This window comes from Vibrio hepatarius, from assembly GCF_043642085.1.
In the GTDB taxonomy this organism is placed as follows: Bacteria; Pseudomonadota; Gammaproteobacteria; order Enterobacterales; family Vibrionaceae; genus Vibrio; species Vibrio hepatarius_C.
Genome location: NZ_JBHZSA010000002.1, coordinates 50,670 through 73,275, shown reverse-complemented (window position 1 = coordinate 73,275; position 22,606 = coordinate 50,670). Strand labels below are relative to the sequence as shown.

Annotated in this window: 18 protein-coding genes; 8 read left to right on the top strand and 10 right to left on the bottom strand. The window is 45.0% G+C overall.

Annotated elements, in window-relative coordinates:
* Positions 1-336: 336 nt before the first annotated feature.
* The 3 genes from malK (at position 337) to ACHUFZ_RS03485 (ending at position 3,224) form a co-directional block, all read left to right on the top strand.
* Positions 337-1,455 (top strand): maltose/maltodextrin ABC transporter ATP-binding protein MalK, encoded by a 1,119-nt coding sequence (gene malK, locus ACHUFZ_RS03495; RefSeq protein ID WP_134835924.1) that lies wholly within the window; start codon positions 337-339, stop codon positions 1,453-1,455.
* Positions 1,456-1,668: 213 nt separating this feature from the next.
* Entirely contained in the window at positions 1,669-1,959 is a 291-nt protein-coding gene (locus ACHUFZ_RS03490; RefSeq protein WP_394125904.1) for a hypothetical protein, read from the top strand.
* 23 nt (positions 1,960-1,982) lie between these two features.
* Complete coding sequence (locus ACHUFZ_RS03485) at positions 1,983-3,224, top strand: diguanylate cyclase (RefSeq protein WP_394125903.1); 1,242 nt, start codon at positions 1,983-1,985, stop codon at positions 3,222-3,224.
* Between the two features lie 3 nt (positions 3,225-3,227).
* Here ACHUFZ_RS03485 and ACHUFZ_RS03480 read toward each other — a convergent pair whose 3' ends face one another.
* Together ACHUFZ_RS03480 and ACHUFZ_RS03475 are read right to left on the bottom strand one after the other, a co-directional pair.
* A complete protein-coding gene (locus ACHUFZ_RS03480) occupies positions 3,228-4,025 on the bottom strand; it encodes a slipin family protein (RefSeq protein WP_394125902.1) in 798 nt (265 codons plus the stop codon).
* Positions 4,026-4,035: 10 nt separating this feature from the next.
* Positions 4,036-5,373: an NfeD family protein gene (locus ACHUFZ_RS03475; protein WP_394125901.1), complete on the bottom strand. Its 1,338-nt coding sequence runs from the start codon at positions 5,371-5,373 to the stop codon at positions 4,036-4,038.
* A 191-nt stretch (positions 5,374-5,564) separates the two neighbouring features.
* Between ACHUFZ_RS03475 and ACHUFZ_RS03470 the strand changes: the two genes are divergently transcribed.
* On the top strand, positions 5,565-7,085 hold the full coding sequence (locus ACHUFZ_RS03470; RefSeq protein WP_394125900.1) for an HD domain-containing phosphohydrolase: 1,521 nt from the start codon (positions 5,565-5,567) through the stop codon (positions 7,083-7,085).
* Positions 7,069-7,896 (top strand): sensor histidine kinase, encoded by an 828-nt coding sequence (locus ACHUFZ_RS03465; RefSeq protein ID WP_394125899.1) that lies wholly within the window; start codon positions 7,069-7,071, stop codon positions 7,894-7,896. Before ACHUFZ_RS03470 ends, ACHUFZ_RS03465 begins: the two co-directional genes overlap by 17 nt.
* 33 nt (positions 7,897-7,929) lie before the next feature.
* On the opposite strand, the gene ACHUFZ_RS03460 is transcribed toward ACHUFZ_RS03465, so the two are convergent.
* Complete coding sequence (locus ACHUFZ_RS03460; protein WP_394125898.1) at positions 7,930-8,751, bottom strand: phosphate ABC transporter substrate-binding protein; 822 nt, start codon at positions 8,749-8,751, stop codon at positions 7,930-7,932.
* A 156-nt stretch (positions 8,752-8,907) separates the two neighbouring features.
* Here ACHUFZ_RS03460 and ACHUFZ_RS03455 point away from each other — a divergent pair, with 156 nt between their 5' ends.
* Positions 8,908-9,261, top strand: a complete 354-nt coding sequence (locus tag ACHUFZ_RS03455; RefSeq protein ID WP_394125897.1) for a DUF3024 domain-containing protein — start codon at positions 8,908-8,910, stop codon at positions 9,259-9,261.
* A gap of 63 nt (positions 9,262-9,324) precedes the next feature.
* Here ACHUFZ_RS03455 and rnb read toward each other — a convergent pair whose 3' ends face one another.
* A complete protein-coding gene (gene rnb, locus ACHUFZ_RS03450) occupies positions 9,325-11,328 on the bottom strand; it encodes an exoribonuclease II (RefSeq protein ID WP_394125896.1) in 2,004 nt (667 codons plus the stop codon).
* A gap of 455 nt (positions 11,329-11,783) precedes the next feature.
* On the opposite strand from rnb, the gene ACHUFZ_RS03445 reads away from it, so the two are divergent.
* On the top strand, positions 11,784-13,745 hold the full coding sequence (locus tag ACHUFZ_RS03445; protein ID WP_394125895.1) for a DEAD/DEAH box helicase: 1,962 nt from the start codon (positions 11,784-11,786) through the stop codon (positions 13,743-13,745).
* Positions 13,746-13,812: 67 nt separating this feature from the next.
* Here ACHUFZ_RS03445 and ACHUFZ_RS03440 read toward each other — a convergent pair whose 3' ends face one another.
* Positions 13,813-14,796: a chemotaxis protein gene (locus tag ACHUFZ_RS03440; protein WP_134835936.1), complete on the bottom strand. Its 984-nt coding sequence runs from the start codon at positions 14,794-14,796 to the stop codon at positions 13,813-13,815.
* Between the two features lie 119 nt (positions 14,797-14,915).
* Positions 14,916-15,884 (bottom strand): ABC transporter substrate-binding protein, encoded by a 969-nt coding sequence (locus ACHUFZ_RS03435; RefSeq protein WP_394125894.1) that lies wholly within the window; start codon positions 15,882-15,884, stop codon positions 14,916-14,918.
* A 117-nt stretch (positions 15,885-16,001) separates the two neighbouring features.
* Here ACHUFZ_RS03435 and ACHUFZ_RS03430 point away from each other — a divergent pair, with 117 nt between their 5' ends.
* Positions 16,002-17,951 (top strand): sensor histidine kinase, encoded by a 1,950-nt coding sequence (locus ACHUFZ_RS03430; protein WP_394125893.1) that lies wholly within the window; start codon positions 16,002-16,004, stop codon positions 17,949-17,951.
* Here ACHUFZ_RS03430 and ACHUFZ_RS03425 read toward each other — a convergent pair.
* The 4 genes from ACHUFZ_RS03425 to rbsB form a co-directional block, all read right to left on the bottom strand.
* Positions 17,933-19,471: a DUF3369 domain-containing protein gene (locus tag ACHUFZ_RS03425; RefSeq protein WP_394125892.1), complete on the bottom strand. Its 1,539-nt coding sequence runs from the start codon at positions 19,469-19,471 to the stop codon at positions 17,933-17,935. The two genes, ACHUFZ_RS03430 and ACHUFZ_RS03425, sit on opposite strands and share 19 nt — an antisense overlap.
* Positions 19,472-19,582: 111 nt before the next feature.
* Entirely contained in the window at positions 19,583-20,587 is a 1,005-nt protein-coding gene (locus tag ACHUFZ_RS03420) for a substrate-binding domain-containing protein (protein ID WP_394125891.1), read from the bottom strand.
* A 28-nt stretch (positions 20,588-20,615) separates the two neighbouring features.
* A complete protein-coding gene (gene rbsK, locus ACHUFZ_RS03415) occupies positions 20,616-21,536 on the bottom strand; it encodes a ribokinase (protein WP_394125890.1) in 921 nt (306 codons plus the stop codon).
* 142 nt (positions 21,537-21,678) lie between these two features.
* On the bottom strand, positions 21,679-22,557 hold the full coding sequence (gene rbsB / locus ACHUFZ_RS03410) for a ribose ABC transporter substrate-binding protein RbsB (RefSeq protein WP_394125889.1): 879 nt from the start codon (positions 22,555-22,557) through the stop codon (positions 21,679-21,681).
* Positions 22,558-22,606 lie beyond the last annotated feature (49 nt).

The following is a 22,606-nucleotide window of genomic DNA, read 5'->3' as shown; positions in this document are numbered from 1 at the left end:
ACCTATTTGAGCAGAATAAAGCTATCCAAGAGTGGATGGTAAGAACCCTTTCCAGTATTACCCGTTTTAAGGTAACTGGTTACAATGCCGCAGGGTTTGCACAGAGACATTGAGCGACGTAGGTAATTAGGTGACTGATTCTTTCGGGGGAGAAGCTCAATGGACACGGGGGAAGCAAACCTGAATTTGGCTTGATGGGTGTTGAAACAGTTCTTCACCCATATTTTCTTACTGTTTGGTAGAATCCAATCTCTTATCAAATTCCTACTATTATTGCCGCCAATACAATTCATATAATGAAGGGCAGTAAAATAACATCGATCGAGGGCGAGCTAGATGGCGAGTGTCACGTTAAAAAATGTATGTAAAGCATATGGCGACGTACTAATTTCTAAAAATGTAGATTTAGATATCCAGGAAGGTGAGTTTGTTGTCTTTGTCGGTCCATCAGGTTGTGGCAAGTCTACGCTGTTGCGCTGTATTGCAGGTTTAGAAGATATTACTTCGGGCGAACTTTACATCGGTAATGAGCGCATGAACGATGTAGAGCCTTCTAAACGCGGGGTTGGCATGGTATTCCAATCGTACGCGCTATACCCACACCTAAACCTATACGACAACATGTCGTTTGGCCTTAAGCTGGCAAAAGCCGACAAGAAAGAGGTCGATCAACGCGTCGAACATGCCGCTGAAATTCTTCAATTAAGCCACCTTTTAGAGCGCCAGCCTAAAGCCTTGTCTGGTGGTCAGCGTCAACGTGTTGCTATCGGTCGTACCCTAGTTTCTCAACCGAATGTATTCCTACTTGATGAGCCGCTATCTAACCTAGATGCCGCGCTTCGTGTACAGATGCGCTCTGAGATCACTAAGCTGCAACGTAAACTTGGCTGCACCATGATCTACGTAACCCACGATCAGGTCGAAGCGATGACCATGGCCGATAAGATTGTGGTTCTAGATGCTGGTTTCGTTTCACAAGTAGGCAAGCCGCTTGAGCTTTACCACTACCCACAAAACCGCTTTGTGGCTGGCTTTATTGGTTCGCCAAAGATGAACTTTATGAGCGTCTTCATTGAAGCGGTCGAAAAAGAACGCGTAATGGTTCAGCTAGCTAATGGCACGACTTTCTGGATTCCAGTTGACGGTACAACCGTAACGGCTGGAGAACGTATGTCTCTTGGTGTTCGCCCTGAGCATCTACTGCCAGCAAACGAAGGCGATGCTACCATTGAAGGTGAAGTGAACATCGTTGAGAAGCTAGGTAACGAAACTCAAGTTTACATGCACATTGATGCCGCTGACGCAGACATGATTTACCGCCAGCCTGATACGCTCGCCGTTGAAGCAGGCGACAAGCTATCTGTTGGCATCCCGGCTCACCGTTGTCACCTCTTCCACAGTGACGGCAAAGCATGTCGTAGGCTGTTTAAAGAAGCGGGTCTCGACAGCGAGTAACCTGATATCTCATGACAAAGCCCCTTTCAACGGGGCTTTTTTTATTTCTCATCGAAGTGACTTGTCACCCCTACCGGGCGCTTGCCATTCCTACTCAAAGTTTGCTCTCAATCAATAACTGGCCTTATTCAGCTCACAATAAACAGAATTTAGAAAACAGATTTTCTTTCAATAACTATTATTAAAGTACTTTCATAACAAGATGAGAGAGCAGTGAAAAGGAAATCGCTTAGTATTAATAAAGATTACCCATGGGTGATTGGTATATCCGTCATCCTAAATATCTTATTTGTTGCCTACTTAATCGTTCAGGCGAACTCGATACATCGCCTTGAAACTGTTGTGCTTGATGAGGCTCCGATCAGTTTCGAGATGACACAAAAGCTTGCCGACATTGAACGGACGATTGGTTATGTGGGTTTATTCATCACTTCAAAAATTACATTATTCGCGGGGATGAAACCTACTACATTCAGGCCAATCACAGCTATGAAAAAGCCTTGAAGAAGATATATGAGTTTGAGTCGATGACCGACAAGAACGATCTAATTCATGAAATAGAGCATTTACGTATCACTCTAGAGGAGTATCACAATAACCTGCATTTGGCGAAGTATCTGCCTGACTATATGACGATTCAAGACTTAGATATACAAGTACAAGTGGACGATGAATTAGCCGACACAGCATTACGTTCATTACAGAGCTACTTGCTGCCCAAGTTTGAGAATATATATCAACAAACAAAAACAGAGCTAACTACACTAAGTAACCTGACCTTACTGTTCAACCTTATCGTCGCCCCCATCATCGTCGCCGTCAGCTACTTTATGCTGCAAGCCATTCGCAAAGTCCACAAGCTGTCCAATCAATTGTCAGCCATCTTAGATATTTCTCCCGATGGCATTCTCTACATATCCGAGCAGGGCACTATATTGCAAGCCAACAATAAAGCCTGCGCACTGCTCGAATATACCCAAGCCGAACTGTCAGAGATTGCGCTTGAACAACTTGTTACTCCTGAATTTCGCATGTACTGCCAACGCTATAGAGATGAAGTGTTCTCGAAACTAAAAGGTGATGCAGCCAGCTACAAACCCCAGAGGGTAAAAGCACTCACCAAATCAAATAAGGAAATTGATTTAGAAATCACTTTAGCAACAGGTCAAGTAGGAGAAGAAAAGCGCACTGTCTGTGTTTTAAGAGACATGACCTACCACAACGCTTTAAAACATAAGGCAGAAAAAGACCATCTAACCAATTTGCTCAATCGTTGGATGTTAGATGAGCTACTGCAAAAAGAGATTGACCGCTGCCAACGCTCTAGCCAACCTCTATCGCTTCTTTTGGTCGATATCGATAACTTCAAATCGGTAAACGACAACCTAGGTCACGATATTGGCGACATAACATTACGTGACACTGCGCGCTTTCTACAAGAAAGCACACGTTCGTACGATTATATAGGACGCTGGGGAGGAGATGAGTTTATCTTAGTTTGTCCTGATCTAAGTGAAAACGATGCGATAAGCTATGCGAAAAGGCTACTCAGTAATTATAACGAACTCAAATTCGTCAAAGAGCAAGAGATTTCATTGAGTATCGGTATCGCCACGACTTCCCCTTGCTCATGTGATAAAACAAGTTTGTTTAAAAATGCTGATATAGCCCTCTATCATGCCAAGGAAAGTGGTAAAAATTGTTTAACTCATATCAATCAACACCCTACGCATAAACCAAACGAGGCCGCCAACGACTTGTATTCATAAGCACTAATTATCATCGCCTTTATGGCTTTCACGACTTCTTTGCTTAAACAGCCCCTCCATTAGCTCCATAGGTAATGGAAAGGCAATGGTCGAACTTTTCTCTCCAGCAATCTCAGTCAAGGTTTGTAGATAACGCAATAGCATAGCGTTAGGCTGAGTCGCCATCTTGCTCGCGGCCTCAACAAGCTTCTCTGATGCTTCCATTTCGCCCGAGGCATGAATAACTTTCGCCCTTCTCGCCCGTTCAGCTTCCGCTTGTTTGGCTATCGCCCGAATCATGCTTTCATTAAGGTCGACGTGCTTAATCTCCACGTCCGATACCTTGATCCCCCACCCGTCAGAGCGTGCATCCAATATGGTTTGAATATCTGTATTGAGCATTTCACGATTAGCCAGCATTTCATCTAACTCATGCTGGCCCAATACTGAACGCAGCGTAGTTTGAGCAAGTTGAGAAGTGGCCGCTAAATAGTCTTCGACATTGATGATCGCCTTTTGCGCATCAACCACTCGAAAATAGATCACCGCATTAACGCGCACCGAGACGTTGTCACGGCTGATCACATCTTGGCTTGGGACATCCATCACCACGGTTCGCATATCGACTTTAACGATTTGTTGAATCATCGGGATAACGACAATTAACCCCGGGCCTTTAACCATTTGAAAACGGCCCAAGAAGAAAATTACCCCGCGTTCATACTCACGTAAAACGTGAAACAAGCTAAACGCAATTAACAGCACCAAGCCCACTAAGATGACTGGTGTTAACATCCCACTTACGAGCAATTGTTCCAACATCTTAACCTCCTTACTGTTTTTTAATTTTCAGCGTCAATCCTTCAATATCTTCGATCATTACTACTTCACCTGCCGAGTAATGTTCATCACCTTGCGCTGCCCAACGCTCACCATTGACTCGCACATAACCCTGCTGTTCAAATGCCCTCTCAACCACAGCGTCACTGCCGATAAGATCTTCAATACCACTGACAACTTGGCTCTTTCTCAGTTGCAACACCCTGCGCAATACAAACATCACGAACGCGGCTGAAGTAAACGCAATGGAGTAGATAAGGCTCATCGAGATTCGCAGTTCAGGGATATCACTATCGAACAAGAATATTGAGCCCAACACGAAAGCCACCACGCCACCAAAGCCCAAAATGCCAAAGCTCGGCACTAAGGATTCCGCCACCAGTAAACCGAGTCCTAATACAATCAAGCCAACACCGACATAGTTCACTGGCAACATTTGAAAAGCATAAGTAGCGACCAGCAAGCAAATCGCCCCCACGACCCCGGCAACGCCAAAACCTGGGCTATAAAACTCAAGCAACAAGCCATAAAAACCAATGATCAGTAATAAATAGGCGATATTAGGATTGGTGATGGTCGACATAAATTGATTGCGCCAGTCGGGCGCTCGATGTTCTAGCTTGGCCGAAGAGAGCGCTAGCGTGGTTTGAGAGTCAGCAACTTCGATGGTGAGACCATCCAACAATAACAACAGTTGTTCGGGCGACTCAGCAATCAAATTGATGACATTTTTCTCTTTCGCTTCACTGGCAGACAAGGTCGCCGCGTCACGTACCGCAGACTCTGCCCATTCCGCATTACGCCCTCTTAACTGTGCGAGAGAGCGTATGTAGGCAATAGAATCATTGAGCACTTTCTTTTCCATTGCAGTTGGTGTCTCTGGCTTTTCTTGTGGCTGATTAGGTGCTCCACCACCGCCAATGCTGACCGGTGTGGCTGCGCCGAGGGTTGTTGCGGGAGCCATGGCAGCAATATGGCAAGCATAGAGAATAAAAGTACCAGCACTGGCGGCTCTTGCTCCTTGCGGATGAACAAGGCATAGAATAGGAATATTTGAAGCAAGTATGGTCTGGTTTATATCGCGTAAACTACTGACGAGCCCGCCAGGAGTATCAATGGTCATGAGCAAAGCAGGCACATTTGGCTGCTGATTGGCTAATTGGATTTGCTTGATGACGTAGTCGCCCACAGCAGGGCCAATTGCTCCACTGATGGAAATGACCGGTACCGTTTGATTAAGCGCATTATTCTCTTCTGCTTGAACAACACTGGCCGGCCACCACAAGATCAAAAAAGCATATAAGAGTGCTTTTATTCTCTGCAGGTACATTGCGCTATCCCACCGATACTGTTGATTTGAGTTTAGACTATCCCAACCAACACGGTGCTCATTTATAGGGGCAATACTTGCAGTATCTGCAAGACCTACTGTTGAAATTGGCTAAGTTGTAACCTAAAACTTAGTAAGTACATTGCACAGTAGTAGCTGACACTTTCGCTTTATCAGACCAAGTGTATTGAATGGATATGAATGATAGCTTTTGTTTTGCCGACGAACCATCCGACGAGGAAGTAAGTCCCGACCGACACTGGGAAGTGTTAATCGTGGATGATGAGCAAGATGTCCACGATATCACCTGTATTGTCCTAAATAGCTTTCAGTTCCTTGGACGCGACCTTAAGTTCACTCACGCCTATTCGGGGAAACAAGCACGCCAACTTATCGAACAAGCAGAGACTCCGTTTGCGGTGATTTTGTTAGATGTGGTGATGGAAACACGTCAAGCGGGCTTAGAACTGGTGAGATGGATTAGAGACGAATACGATGATCATAACTGTCGAATCATCTTAAGGACAGGGCAACCAGGTGATGCTCCTGAAGAAGAGATCATTTTTAACTACGATATTAACGACTATAAAAATAAAACTGAGCTCAACTCTACCCGCCTAACCACATCGACGCTCTCGGCGATACGCGCCTACAATGACATTCGAACCATTGAGCAAACGCGCGCGGGGCTCAAATGCATCATTAACTCGACCTCGAATATTTTGACCGAGGACTCGAGTGCAGAGTGGCTGCAAGGAATCTTAGTGCAAGTGGTCGCTTTGCTGAGGCTCGATGAAGTCCATGCGGTTCATTTTGGCGCCGCCCCTCTCGATGGTGAGTGGACCATAGTCGCGACCTCAAACACCTCTATGCGCCCACTCGGTAATAAGCTCTCCCAATACTGTGATTTGGGTACGCAGCAGTATGACTTCGGTAGCCCACAAATCAGAGAGTTTGATCATAACACCTACGTACTTCCCGTCTCCGTCAACCACTGCCAAGGACTGATCTTTATTGAGTCACCCGCAGAGGTCATTGAAAAACAGAGAGAGCTGATCGACATTTTCATCAACAGTGCAATTGCAGCATACGACAAAACATTCCTTCTGCGAGACATTGTCGAAACTCAGAAAGAGATCGCTTATCGATTGGGTGAAGTGGTGGAAACTCGCTCTAAGGAATCTGGGAGCCATGTTAAGCGCCTCGCTATTCTCTCAGAAGTACTGGCGAAGCATATCGGATTGTCAGACGAATATGCCAACAAAATCAAGCTCGCCTCCCCGTTACATGATATTGGTAAAATTGCCATTCCCGATAGTATCTTACACAAGCCAGGTAAACTGAATTCTGAAGAGTGGGCGATCATGCAAACCCATGCCGAAATCGGCGAGGAGATTTTATCTGGCTCAAACCTAGAGATTTTGCAGATCGCAGCGCTAATTGCGGGAAATCATCATGAAAAATGGGACGGTACAGGTTACCCTCGCCAACTCAAAGAGGACAAAATTCCTATCGAGGGCCGAATTACTGCGATCGTAGATGTCTTCGATGCCTTAGCGTCCAAACGCAGTTACAAGGAACCTTGGAAATCCGAAACGATAAGGGACTATATTCGCTCACAACGTGGCAAGCATTTTGACCCAGAGATCTGCGATGCGTTCTTATCTATCTTCGACAAATGCCTTGAGATAAGAAATGCCTACCCAGACTAATCCCGACTCGACCAACACAATTGAAGAGTTACTGCACTCCACTAAACAGCAACTACTGGAAGCGGAAAAGAAAGCATCTATCGGACAATTAGTTGCGGGGATTACTCATGAGGTCAACACCCCGATCGGAAACAGCATTACTACCGCCAGCCACCTAATTAAGCTGATTCAACAACTGGAAAGTCGAGTAAGAGAAAACAAGCTTACTCGCAGTGAGTTAGACCACTTTTTTGAATCATCAGCCAATATCAATCATATCTTAATGAGTAACCTCAACCGCTCTGCCGATATCATTAAAAGGCTTAAACGTTTATCAACCGACAACATTCACTCTTTGATTGAGAAGGTCAATATCGGCAATAAAATCCGAGACACCATCTTGGCGTTAGAACCCAATTTGCGAGGGGTCGAAGTCAAGATGGTTAATATTCAAAATGTTGAAGTAAAAACGGATACTGGCCTCATCTACCACGTCATCTCCAATCTGATTTTAAACGCCCAAAAACACGCGTTTCACAACGTCTCTCAACCAACAATTGTTGTCAGCATGGACGACTATCAAGAGGATAAAGTCGTCATCACCGTGGAAGACAATGGCATCGGAGTTGAAGAGCAGAAATTAAGCAAGATTTTTGAGGATTTCTATAGCACGGCCAAAGACAATGGCGGTACTGGCCTTGGATTATCCATAGTGAAAAATGTGCTCTCCCGTGCTAACAGTACCATCGAGTGCCATAGCATCATCGGACAAGGAACCACATTTACAATTTCGATACCTGGCCCGGCAGTTTTACTGGAAGACAAAGAATGAAAAAGGCGGCTAATTGCCGCCTGTATTCGGTCATTACTTGTCACTGAGTGGCGTGTAACCATATTCTGCAATCAAAGTTTTAGCCTGTTTGCTCTTTAGAAAGCCTAAGAATTCTTTTGAGTCTTGGTCAATCTTCTCTTTGGAGTACAGTACTAGGAACGGGCGAGATAGCTCATATTCGCCACTACCAATGGTTTGGCTGCTAGGGCTAACACCTTCAAACTGAATCGCTTTGATCGAGTGATCAACAGATCCCGTTGAGATAAAACCAATCGCTTGTTTATTGTGATTGACAATGGTTTTCACCATGCTATTGCTGTTTACCACTAAATTGTCTGGGTTGATGTCCGACACTAATCGGCCGTTCACTATCTTAGTTAACCCCATCAAACTCTCGAAGCTATAACGTGAACCCGATGACGCTTCGCGTGTCACAACTGCGATCTTTTGATCCGCTCCGCCTAACTGCTTCCAGTTGGTGATCTTGCCTTTATAGATATCAAACAACTGCTCACGAGTGACATTATTAACGGTATTTGACTGGTTAACCACAACCGCTAGGCCGTCAAAGGCAATAGGAGAAACCGATAGTGACTCATCTTGCTCACTGTCTGTGAGGTAGCGTGAGCTCATACCAATGTCAGCGACACCTTTTTTTACTAGAGTAATACCTGCCGTAGAACCAATGCCTTGAACCGCTACATACGTATCAGAGTGGGTGCTATTAAAGTGTTCAGCCAAGACATCCATTACACGGGCTACCGAAGTAGATCCTGAAACATTCACTTCCTTTGCTAAAGCGGGAGCCACTAGCAATGAAGTCGACAAAAGTGTTGCTAGTGCAACGCGAACCATAATTCTCTCCTAATCGAAAAAGGCATTAAATAATGTGCGTTATGGTATTTCGATTAGATGACAGTTTTGTGAAAACCCATACAGACAATCAAATAACTTACTCCTACTATGCTTAAAGCAAGTGTATTCTGCCAACCGCGCAAGGATGAGGGTAATATGGGATTAGTGAGTTTGTTGCAGCGTCAAGTCGAGAGCAGAGCTGAACTAATATGTAAGCAGCGTAATCAAAGTACGCCTGCTGAACTCGGAAAGGCCAGCTATGAGCCACTGACCGATGGCGTGATTTTTATCAAGCAGCACTTTCTGCTAGACTCAAGCCACTGCAACTATATGAACCCTATAGCCAAGGTCTTGTGGTGCCACGACTCCAATCAATGGCAGTTGTTCCTTCCTCATGAATCAGAGCTAGACACATGGCTGCCCTATCCTTACCTTGCTCGAAGCAGTGATCTCACTGCCATTATGAGAGAAATAGACAAAGACCCTAAATCGATGTTTTGGTTAGATTAAGTCGAAAAAAGGGCGCTCACCGAGCGCCCTTTTTATTTCACTATTCTGAATAGATAGTGGCGCTTACTCTGCCGCTTTTTCTACTTCTTCAACCGTCTTTACATCTTCAAAGATCTGCGTTGGTTTTGCCACCAAATTGCGATTCTCTTGGTTCACTTCAGTCAGTACGATTTCAAGTACGTCACCAAGTCGGTAAATTACTTCTTTATCGATAGAAACCGTACCATTGTCTGCGCTGCACTCTAGACGTTCTTTATTAGCAAGAATCAAAGAGCCCGGAATAAACGCCGCTGCACCATTTTCAATTAGGCGAACACGCATACCAGCACGGTTAATATCAAAGATTTCACCGTTGAACTTGGTTTCTTTCGCTGGCTCTTCAGCAAGAGTACGAGCGTACAACCAATCACCAACGTTACGTTCAGCAATCTTGTGGTGTTTACGGTGCAGTGCTAGCTCTTCGCCCACTGTCTCATCAGCCGTTTGAACAGGCTCTTTACCTAAGATGTGTGCTTTCAGCATACGGTGGTTGATCATATCGCCATATTTACGAATCGGGGACGTCCACGTTGCGTAGATATCGAGACCCATCGCGTAATGTGGTAGAGGCTGGTTACCAATTTCGCTGTACGCTTGGAACTTACGAATACGGTTATCTAGGTAGCTTGATTCTTGCTTACCTAACCAACGACGTAGCTCGGCGAAGCCTTCCAGTGTGGCTACAGATTCAGCAGTGAACGGCAACTCACCTTCTGGGTTAACGAAGCCCAGTACATCAGCAATTTTCTCTGGCTTAAAGCCAAGGTGCGTGTTGAAAACACCTGAGTTAAACGTTGACTGTAGCGTACGACCAGCACAGATGTTTGCCGTGATCATTGACTCTTCGACAAGGCGGTTTGCACTGCGACGCATGTCTGAATGAATCGCAATCACATCGTTATCTTCACTCAGCTCAAAACGGTAGTCTGGACGGTCCGGGAATACCACAGCATTCTGCTCACGCCAATCCGCACGCGCTAAAGAGAAGTCGTAAAGATCACGAACGATTTGCGCGATTTCTTCGTTTGGTTGCCACTCCGTAGATTCACCATTTTCTAGCCAATCTGATACGTGGTCATAAACAAGGCGAGCGTGTGACTTGATGTTCGCCGCGAAGAACTTGATGTCATCACCAATAACGCCATCTTTACCTACTGTTACCGTGCAGCAAAGCGCTGGACGCACTTCATCTTGCATTAGTGAGCACAACTCATCCGCTAGGTCACGCGGCAACATAGGGATGTTACGACCTGGTAGGTAAATCGTGAAGCCACGTTCACGAGCAACTTTATCCATTTCGCTATCTGGTGTGATGTACGCAGTTGGATCGGCAATCGCAATCGTCAGCTCAAAATCACCAGATTCGGTTTTCTTAGCGTAAAGTGCGTCATCCATATCTTTGGTTGATGCGCCATCAATGGTTACGAATGGAACATGCGTCAAATCAACACGTTCTAGATCCGCATCATCTTTGATTTCCCAGTTATCGATACCCGCTGGTTCGCTATTAGGTAAATCATTTTGAGCCAGTGTTACCCACCAAGGTGCGATCTTATCATCGGTATCTGTGATCTTTTCGCTAATCTCTACAAAGAAGCCGTTATCGCCCTTTAATGGGTGTTGCGTAAGGTGAGCAACAACCCAATCGCCTTCTTTTAGATCATCACTCTTAATGCCTTTACGCGTCTTTGCTTTCAAAGAGAGCTTTTTAAGTTGTGGATGATCTGGCGTAACGTTTAACTTGCCTTTAAACAGCTTCACTCGACCGATGAAACGGTTAACACCTTGTTCCAATAGTTCTTCTGGTTCAGCTTGCTCGCGCTCTTTCTCTGTACGAATGATCGCTTTCACTTTATCGCCATGCATGCATTTTTTCATATACGGAGGCGGAATAAAGTAACTTGTCTTACTATCGACTTCTAAAAAACCAAAGCCTTTTTCAGTCGCTTTGATCGTGCCTTCTTTCTTAGGAAGGTTTTCTTGAATTTGCTGCTTAAGTTGAGCCAGTAGAGGGTTATCTTGAAACATCTATCTTGTTTTAACCGATTAAGTATCACACCGAAAAATTGTGCACACTATACCATTGAGCCCTTACCCTAGCTAGCGTCTGACCGTGACTATCTGTTGAATAATGAACAATTCAATAAGTTAGCCAAGTGGTTCCACAGTGCGAAATTCATACTACCAATGAAAAAGAATGACGATTATGTGAAAAAACAGTCTCAATCTAGGAAAAAATTGTGATGAATTTCAATTTTTTCTAGCTTTTTTTATGCATTTAAGGAATAATCCGCCCCCTCATATCGACGCTGCAACATTGATGTTCACTACATTGCGCCGCAACGATATTTTTATGTCCCTAGCGGCTTGATGCGATTTACGACTTATCCGCATCTGAACGGATCTCAGCAAATATCTGGATTGGTATTGGAATTGGTAGAGCTCGTGGGACCTTTTATTGACTTATATACAGTAGGATCCCAATGACAGATTCTGTAATTCAGTTCAGCGATCTAGCGCTTAACGACTCTATCCTTTCAGCTCTTGATGGTATGGGTTTTGTTTCACCAACTCCAATTCAGGCTGCTGCTATCCCGCACCTATTGGCTGGTAAAGACGCACTAGGTAAAGCTCAAACTGGTACTGGTAAAACGGCTGCTTTCTCTCTACCTCTTCTTAACAAAATCGATCTTGGCCAACGTAAGCCTCAAGCTATCGTTCTTGCACCAACTCGCGAACTAGCGATTCAGGTAGCAGCAGAAGTTAAGAACCTAGGTAAAAACATCGCTGGCCTTAAAGTGCTAGAGATCTACGGTGGTGCTTCTATCGTTGATCAAATGCGTGCTCTTAAAAACGGTGCTCATATCGTTGTAGGTACTCCAGGCCGTGTTCAAGACCTTATCAACCGTGACCGTCTACACCTAGACGAAGTACACACATTCGTTCTAGACGAAGCTGATGAAATGCTAAACATGGGCTTTGTTGACGATGTAACAGAGATCATGGAGCACGCTCCTTCTTCTGCACAACGTGTACTATTCTCTGCGACTATGCCTCCAATGCTTAAAAACATTGTTGAGCGCTTCCTACGTGATCCAGAAACGATCGACGTTGCAGGTAAGAACCACACAGTAGACAAAGTAGAACAGCAGTTCTGGGTTGTTAAAGGTGTAGAGAAAGACGAAGCAATGTCTCGTCTTCTAGAAACAGAAGAAACTGACGCGTCAATCGTCTTCGTACGTACTCGTCAAGACACTGAACGTCTAGCTGATTGGCTATCTGCACGTGGCTTCAAAGCATCTGCACTACACGGTGACATTCCTCAGTCTCTACGTGAGCGTACTGTTGATCACATCAAACAAGGTGTTATCGATATCCTAGTTGCAACTGACGTTGTAGCACGTGGTCTTGACGTTCCACGTATTACTCACGTATTCAACTACGACATCCCATTCGATGTTGAATCATACATCCACCGTATCGGTCGTACAGGTCGTGCTGGACGTAAAGGTAAAGCGATCCTTCTAGTTCGTACAAACCAACTGCGTATGCTTCGCACTATCGAGCGTGTAACTAAGTCATCAATGGAAGAAATCCAACTTCCACACCGTGACAAAGTAGCAGAAGCTCGTCTAGCTAAGCTAGGTGCTGAACTAGAAACTGAAAAAGAACACAAAGCACTAGAGAAGTTCTCTGAGCTAGTTGAAAAACTACAAGAGTCTCTAGAGCTAGACCCAGCGACACTAGCAGCAATCCTGCTTAAGCGTCAGCAAGGCAAGCGCCCACTATTCTACATTGGCGAAGACCCAATGATTGAAGCAATTGAGCGTGACAAGCAACGTCGTAAAGAACGTCGTGATCGCGATGGTGGCCGTGACGGCGGTCGTCGTGAAGGTGGTCGCAGCTTCAATACTCAAGATTGGGATACTTACCAACTGCAAGTTGGCCGTGAGCAAGGCGTTCAAGTTAAAGACATCGTTGGCGCACTTGCAAACGAACTTGGCCTAACAAAAGGTTCAATCGGTGCAATCAAACTAGCACAAGGCGAAACATACGTTCAGCTACCAAAAGCAATGTCTTCTGAGACTGCTGGCAAGCTACAAAAACTACGTATTCGTCAGAAGCAAGTTGACGCTGTAGTATGTGACTTCAACGATTTCCGCGAACCACGCCGCGATGGCGGCCGTCGTGATGGTGGTTACCGTGGTAACCGTGACGGCAACCGCGAAGGTGGCTACCGTGGTAACCGTGAAGGCAACCGTGGTAACCGTGACGGCAACCGCGAAGGTGGCTACCGTGGTAACCGTGAAGGCGGTCGTGATGGTAACCGTGAAGGCGGCCGTCGTGATGGCGAGCGTCGCTTTGACCGTAACCGTGGTGGCGATCACCGTGGTAACTTCCGTGGCGAACGAGGCCATGGTCGCGGTAACCGCAGCGAAGGTTAATCAACCGACTCAAACAAAAAAGGATACGCAATGCGTATCCTTTTTTTATGCCAGCTCTAAATAACAACTAAGCGTTATTACTAAAGATATACTTGTCCATCAAGGTGACCATACGGCCAATCTCTGGTTTGGTGATCGTATCATTCGCCCCAAGAGCCAAGGCTTTTGCTCTATTATCTTCACTCATTAACGAAGAGAACATCACGATCGGCATAGTGGCATAAGCCTCACTATCACGTAAACGCTTCACCAAGTGCATACCATCCATACGTGGCATTTCAACGTCCGTCACGACGCCATCAATAAGCTCGCTAACCGGCAGATTCTCTTCCTTCGCTACCTCGATAAGATTCATCAGTTTCTCGTGCGCTTCTCCACCATCTTTACACGCAATAATGTTGTAGCCCGCAGAGCTCAATGTGTCTTGAATCATAGAGCGGATAAACGCAGAGTCATCGACGACCATAACTGTTTTAGCATTACGCTTAGTGACCATGCGCTGGTTCAGGTCAACACTTCTATCAAGCGTCACATCGTATTTTTCCATGCTTAGCTCTGGGTTGATATCTGCGATGATCTTCTCAAAGTCTAAAATCATGATCAGATTGCCATCTTTACGAACCACAGCAACCACACAATCTTGTTCACCAGCCTCTAAAAACTGACTCGGTGATTCAACATCATTCCAAGAAATTCGGTGAATACGACTAATCGAATCGATCAAAAAGCCATTGGTCATATTGTTAAAGTCAGTAACAATAACAAACTTACGCTCAAGCTCACTATTGGTCGGTACACCTAACCAACCCGCTAAATCAACCAGCGGTGTCAACACGTCACGTGATGAAAAAACGCCGATCATATGGGGTTGAGCATTCGGGTAGTCCGTCGTTTCTGGTACTTGAATTACCTCACGAACTTTCGCAACGTTGATACCGTAGTAACAGGTCTTTTTACTACCATCAGGCATCCGCTTCACTAGGTGAAACTCGATAATCTCTAGTTCATTAGTACCACTTTCGGTCAGTATCGTACTACTTGATACACTCATATTTTTTTGGCCTACGCTCAATTTTAAGGGCTAGCGACTTTGTAACCGCTATTAAGCTATTTGTAAATTCCATTTGGGAACATTAGCAAATATTGTGATTCATTCAACATCCAATTCATCTAATCAATGGACTTCCAATGACTTGGAGCAGTCAAACCCCATTGCTCCATCGCCACCTGTGAATAAATAGCACTGCCCTTGTTTTCGATCTGAATCGGCATACTACTAGCCGACGCTCCATTTACAATTCTATTGACCAAAGTGGCCGCCATCTCACCTTGGCTATAGCCATATAATACAATGCCTCCTGCCGCTTTACCCTCCCCTACAGCAAAATCCCAGAAAGCAAAGATAGGTAAAGGTGAATTATCACTTGTCCAATTGATCACTTGAGTAGCCGGTACATTTTTACCCGTCTCATCGACCAGAGTATGGTACAAACCAATAATAATCACACTAACGCCTTCCTCTTTGGCTCGCAAAACGCTTTCGCGCCACTCTTGCTTAGTGCCAATAGTTAGAATCTCCACATCAATACCCAAATTTTCTTGAATTAAGCGATATTGATTATCTATGTGCTCTTTTGCGATCTGGGAAGTCACCCCTGAATCAAACATCACCCTAACCTTGAAAGGATCATCGGAAAACATAGTTCTTAGTTCACCAAGTGACTTAACAAATAGCGGCCTTTCTAATACGCCGGTGATTTTTGCTTGGCCTTTGTACTGACCAAAGAGGTGCCTAGGATTGGAGTTAATGCCCAAGAAAACAATCGATATATCTTCATCATAAAGTTTAGGCAGCATATATGCTAATGCATTGTCATCTCCCAGTATGACAATCTCTGGTTTGAGTTGCTGATACACGTTAAAAGCTTCGTTTGCTTTACGTTCATACTCGCTCTTGGGTATTCGCTTGGTGTCCATCTGAAACGTTTCTAGTATCACTGAAGGCAGCAATGTTTGTTCTAACCCTTTGACATAGCTAACATCCCAAGGGTACTCAGCGTGATAGCTCTCGATGAGCAATACTTTGGTCGCAAAAGCGTTTGTCGTTACCATAATGAGCAATACAGCTAGCAGACGCATAATGACCTCCTCTGAACTCTCTAGTAAGTGTAGTTGTGCTCAATGCTCTCTGCAGGATGATTGTCCCACTTACTCTACGGCAAGCTATACTCAGAAATAAACTATTGATTGAGCGCCATGAGTCGAACAAAACAGATAGAAGAAAGTCAGACTAGTCCCTTCTATAGCCGCATCGGTAGAAGAATTATTTTGATCATGGTTTTGCTCAGCGGTGCAATTACGCTACTCACCACACTATTACAGCTTTCATGGGACTATAAAAAAGAGTTTGATACGGTTCAACAGCGCCAAATCGAAGTAAGAGATGTCCACGCTCCATTAATCGCGACTCTTCTTTGGGACTTCGATCTAATTGCACTTCAGCAGGAAATTGACGGCTTAGTTAATTTACCCAGAGTAGATCATTTAAAAATCACAAGTGGTGATTACACATTCCAGTCAGGTAAGGAAGTACTTACAAACTCAATATCAAAACAGTACCCTTTGGTCTACCATCACCCCAATACCACTCGCTTTGAAGAAATCGGCCAGATACACGTTCAATCCGACGCACAAGAGATATATAACTACCTCATATGGCAAGCAATCTATACCTTAAGTTTAAATGCAGCTAAAACCTTTCTGGTCTGTTTTGTCATCTTAATAGTGTTCCACAAAAGCATTAATCGACGCATATTTTCGATTGCTCAGTATCTACGTAAATACAACCCTAGACACCCAGCCAAACCGATAGAGTTAGAGCACTTCAAGTGGATCACAGAAAAGGAGGACGAGATCGACTGGTTGGCCGCCGAAACCAATAAGATTACCGATAACGTCACTAGGCTGTATGGGAACATCAAAAATGAACAAGAACGTTTGGCAGAGTTTGCCCATATATCATCTGACTGGTTATGGGAGACCGATGCCACCGGTGCACTAGTCTACTGCTCAGAGAGTATGCGCTTCGCATTAAAGATCGCCACGGATACTAAACCTATACTCGAAGAAGTACCTGCATTAGCACCATGTAAATCTCTCTGTAGCAGGCTAAAAAACCAATACAACATCTCGATGTGCGAGGAAGCCCTAACCATCAATGACAAGCAAGTTTTCCTACTGTTTAAGGCAAAAGCTCGCTTTGACAAAGGGGAGTTTATTGGTTTCCGCGGCACAGCAATCAACATTACCGAGCTTAAACTGACTCAAATCGAGATCGAGGAGCTCAACCAAAATCTTGAAAAAACCGTCGCGATTCGCACTCAAGATCTTGAGCAAAGTATGCAACAACTTAAGCAAACCCAAGATCAGTTAATCGAATCAGAAAAATTAGCGGCTCTTGGCGGTTTAGTGGCTGGCGTCGCCCACGAGGTCAATACACCACTTGGAATAGCGGTCACTGCGACCTCTGTGATTAAAGAAGTCACAGACGAAGCGAACCAAGCATTCAACGACCAAACATTAACCACAGAGCAATTTCGCACGCTACTTGACTGCTTAACAGAGAGCAGTACCATGCTTGAACAAAACCTAAATCGAGCCGCTAAGCTCATCAGGGACTTTAAACAAACCGCCGTGGACCAAGTGTCTGAGAGTCGTAGTCAATTCAATGTCCAACAAGTTATAGAAGCTTTGGTCGCTAGCCTTCATCCCGAAACACGAAAAGTGCCTGTTACGCCATTACTCGAAGGTGATACCTCGTTAGTAATGTACAGCCTTCCTGGGGTTCTGACCCAAGTGATATCAAACCTTATCATGAATAGTATCAATCACGCTTTTGACGACGTAGCTGAAGCGAAAATCACTATTCATTTCAAACAAGATAAAAATAACATCATTCTAGAGTATCGAGATAATGGCGCTGGTATTGATGCTAGCTTGCACCAGAAAATTTTTGAGCCTTTCTACACCACTAAGCGCGGTAAGGGTGGCTCAGGGTTGGGGTTGAACTTGGTATTTAACCTCGTCAAACAAAAGCTAAAAGGTGAGCTCGCTTTTGAATCTGAGCTCGGGAGCGGAGTACTGTTTCAATTAATTCTACCGAAAGAACTGCCGTTAGAAATACCTAATCAGTCCGGCAACGACTGACGTACAGCGATAAATTCATCCCAATTATCCAGTAATAACTCCACCAGCTTAGGTTCGAAGTGTTTGCCCTTTTGACCTATGATCTCTTGTCTAATCTGATCATCACTCCAAGGTTCTTTATAACTGCGCTTAGAACCTAACGCATCAAATACATCCGCCAGAGCAGCAATCCTGCCGCTAATTGGAATCTCTTCACCCGTTAACGCGTTTGGATACCCACTTCCATCCCATTTTTCATGGTGGTAAGCCGCGATCTCTTTCGCTTTAACAATCAAACGGCGTGTAGAGCGGTCAAGAATTTCGACACCATAATCCACATGCTTTTTCATCTCTTCCCATTCACTTGCATCCAGTTTGCCCGGTTTATGCAAAATGGAATCTGGCACAGCGACCTTACCCACATCATGAAGTGGAGCCGCATGTTTGATCATATTGGCTTCTTCATCACTAAGACCATAAAGCAGAGCAAGCTTCTCACAAAAAATAGAGACCCGCTGCACATGGGCTCCCGTTTCTCTGCTTCGTGCCTCCACCGCATTTGCAAGGCTATACACCAACTCTTTGGAAGTTTCACGAATATCCAACATCAAGTTTAAATTCTCAAACGTAAGCCCAATATTTTGCATATAAATTTCGAGCAATTGAATGTCTAGCTCAGACAAAACTTGATGAAAGTTGACGTACAGTAAGCTATCGACACCCTGCTCATCATGGGCGTAGAAAACAAATGCATCACCAAAGTGTTGTGAACTGCGTTCCTCAAGAACGGTTTGGCAGCGACTCGCGACCTCTTCAGGCAACTTATCTATCACACACTCACTGTAACAGTCCACATACTCTCCGGTTGCCGCTAAGGTCAGAGCACGCGAAGGCTCACCATCAGGTCGAGGTTTTACCACACAGTAAAACGCAGACTTTTCCAATTGCAGTAAAGAGGTAAGCTGTTCAAGTACTGACGATGCATAGGTTTGGAGCGTGGTGGTGTTTTGCACTTTGGCTGACGACTCAATGACTTTTTTCAATCCAGTCTTTTGAGCATCGATTAGACATAAATCTCTATAAGCTCTCAACATAGAATAGAGCAGCGTTTTTAGCTTCTGGATTGTGAGTTCTGTCTTCTCTTTATAATCATCAATCTCATATTCACGGATGACCACATCTTCCGGCGCTTGTCCCGCCTGTCCAGTACGCAGAACAACACGAATTAATGTATCTTTAACCTCATCTCGCAGATATTTTACCAATTCAAGTCCTGCATGATCGCTCTCCATCACGACATCAACCAGTGCAAGGGCGATACCAGTATGTTGATGATAAACCTGTTTGGCTTCTTGAGCAGAAAAAGCAGAAATGAGATTAAGCGGACGACCATCAAAGGAAAATCCTGATAAAGCTAAACGAGTGATTTGGTGCACCTGCTCATCATCATCAACAAGCAATACAGTCCAAGGTTCAGCTTGCTTGTGCTGATTAGTCGGAGGATCAGTCTCGTTCTTGTTGTAGTCTGCGAACAATTCCATTTGCTCATCCAATAAATATATTAGCCCTAACTTAGGTTTAGCACAGTTCTAGCCATTTATGGGATTAGCGGCTCAACCCTTGAGAGCCACTCGCCACTATTTATTGGTAAGTTAGTTAAGCGTCAGTACTGTTGAGCGTTCGACAAGCGTCGGTTCTAGCTGAACCACCTGAGCATCGGTGGAGCCACCTTCAACCTTATTAAGCAAAGCTTCAACTGCTGCCTTACCAAGGCGATATTTGGGTTGGTGGATAGTGGTAAGCGAGGGAGTCATGAACTTGGCGATGTGAATGTCATCATAGCCAATGATAGAAAGGTCTTGAGGAATCTGTATGCCTTTTTCATGGGCGGCATTAATCACACCCATTGCCATCATATCATTGCAGACGAAGATAGCACTTGGCAGCTGGCCTTTGGCGTAGATGCGATTAAAGGCGTCATAGCCCCCTTCACACTCAAAGTCAGCTTCTACAATCCAATCAGCGTTAAATGTCAGCCCTGCTTCGTTGATAGCGCGTTTATAGCCTTCATAACGCATTTGGGCTTGATGCTTAACTAACGGACCAGTGATACAGCCAATCTGCTTATGTCCGCAATCTATTAGATGCTTCGCCGCAAGGTAACCACCACGTAAAGAGTTATCTTGAATCTTGTCACTGGTGAACAACATTGGTCCCCAGTCCATCACCACAACAGGAATGTCAGGGTACTGCTCAAAAACATCAATGCGCTCACCCTCTAGAGAGGAACACATTAATATCAGTCCATCGACACGCTTTTGCAAAAGGGTATCGATCGAGCCACGCATGCGCTCGTTATCCCCTTCGGTATTGCACAAGATAAGGTTATAGCCTTGGTGATAACAACTGCGCTCAACGCCTTTCACAACCTCACCAAAGAATGGATTGGTTGATGTCGTCACCAACATACCAATGGTTTTAGTGCGATTCACTTTAAGACTTCGAGCAAGCGCGGAAGGACGGTAGTTGAGCTCTCTAGCGGCGCTGTTGACTCGCTCTGAGATTTCTTCACTCACGTATCGAGACTTGTTAATGACATGGCTAACTGTAGAAGTTGATACTCCGGCTAGTTTGGCAATATCCTTCATTGTCGCCATGTCATTGTCTCCATACGTGGGTCTTGAGTTAGATTCGTTGTTCTAGAAATGCATCCACTTCATCACGTGTCGGAATGGATGTTTGAGCACCAAATCGAGTCACAGAGATAGCCGCAGCTGCATGAGCAAACTTAATCGCTGATTCTAAAGGCAAATCTTCTAATAGACCAGTGACCAATGCCCCATTAAAGGTATCTCCCGCCGCTGTGGTGTCTGTCGCATCCACTTTGAAGCCTGCAATGAGCTCACCACGGCCATTTTGGCTTAACCACACGCCCTTAGCGCCTAAGGTAATCAGCACAATTTCAATACCCTTGCGGTGAAGTGCATTCGCCGCTTCTTGAGCACTGTCGTTATCGGTTACTGTCACGCCCGTTAGCAGTTCCGCTTCAGTCTCATTCGGCGTAATCACATCAACACATGCAAGCAGTGAATCTGGTAATTCTCGCGCTGGCGCTGGGTTCAAAATAACGTTAGTGCGAGCTTCTTTTGCTACTTGCGCCGCTTTTTCAATACCACACATAGGGGTTTCTAGCTGCATCAGCAAGTAGTTTGCTTGGCGAATGCGTTCAAGATCAGGCTCGATCGCTTCTGCGGTTAATTTGGCATTCGCCTCCGCAGAGATGCAAATGCTATTTTCTCCACTGTCTGACACTTGGATCATCGCAATGCCTGTTGGGCAATTAGGCTGCATTTTGACACCCGCGATGTTGATGTTATCCATCTTAAAGTTTTCACGAATATTAATACCAAACGCGTCATCACCGACACAGGCAATAAAACCGGTGTCTGCTTTCAAGCGAGCTGCTGCTACTGCTTGGTTTGCCCCTTTACCACCAGGAATAACTTGATAGTTTCGACCATGCAACGTCTCGCCTGGGCGAGGAAAAGAAGGCACTTGAAGAACATGGTCAGCGTTAACACTACCTAAAACCACTAACTTATTCATACGGTTATCCTCGGTTCTTTGTGAACCTTTTATACAATTTGAACAGGAGTAATAAGTTTGCGCTCTTGGATACAGTGAAGAACGCAAGCTTATTCGCCCTCCCTCCCATACGACAGATAAAATGGGAAGGAAGGCAGAATTATTACTTAGTAATGACTTTCAGAGGAACTGGGATGTAGTGATCAACCGTCGTACCTTTCAATACTTTGTCTGCTGTTTCGATACCTAGCGCACCAATCAGATCCGGCTGCTGTGCAATCGTTGCTGATAGCTTGCCACGGTTAACCGCTGCGATACCATCATCTGTACCATCAAAACCAACGATCATGACATCTTTACCCGAGGCTTGAACAGCACGCAGTGCACCCAGCGCCATTTCGTCATTCTGAGCAAATACCGCTTGTACATCTGGGTTAGCCGCCAGTAGGTTTTCCATTACGTTTAGACCTTTAGTACGGTCGAAGTCAGCAGGTTGGCTCGCCAGTACGTTCATGTCGCTACCTTTAACAGCATTCATGAAGCCTTCACCACGCTCACGCGCCGCTGATGTACCCGCAATACCTTCTAGCTGGATAACCTTCGCTTTCATACCCACTTTTTCGACAATGTAGTTACCCGCCATTTCACCGCCAACTACGTTATCAGACGCAATGTGGCTCACGACTTCACCACGGCTTGCACCACGGTCTAGCGTCAACACAGGGATGTTAGAACGGTTAGCCATACGAATCGCATTTGAAACCGCATCTGAATCCGTTGGGTTGATCAGAATCGCTTTCACGCCACGAATAGTAAGATCTTCAATGTTTGATAGCTCTTTACTCGGGTCATTCTGCGAATCCAGAACAATCAGGTCGTAACCAAGCTCTTTTGCCTTCGCTTCCGCACCATCTTTCATCGTGACAAAAAATGGGTTGTTCAGTGTAGACAGTACGATTGCCATCGTGTCTTGTGCCTGCGCTGAAACAGAAACGGTTGATGAAAGAAGTGCAGCAGATATAAGAGTTGCGAGTTTTTTCATTGTGTTAGTCCTTGTGTAGGGTGGTCCGGAGTCCTTTCCTCCGAACCTG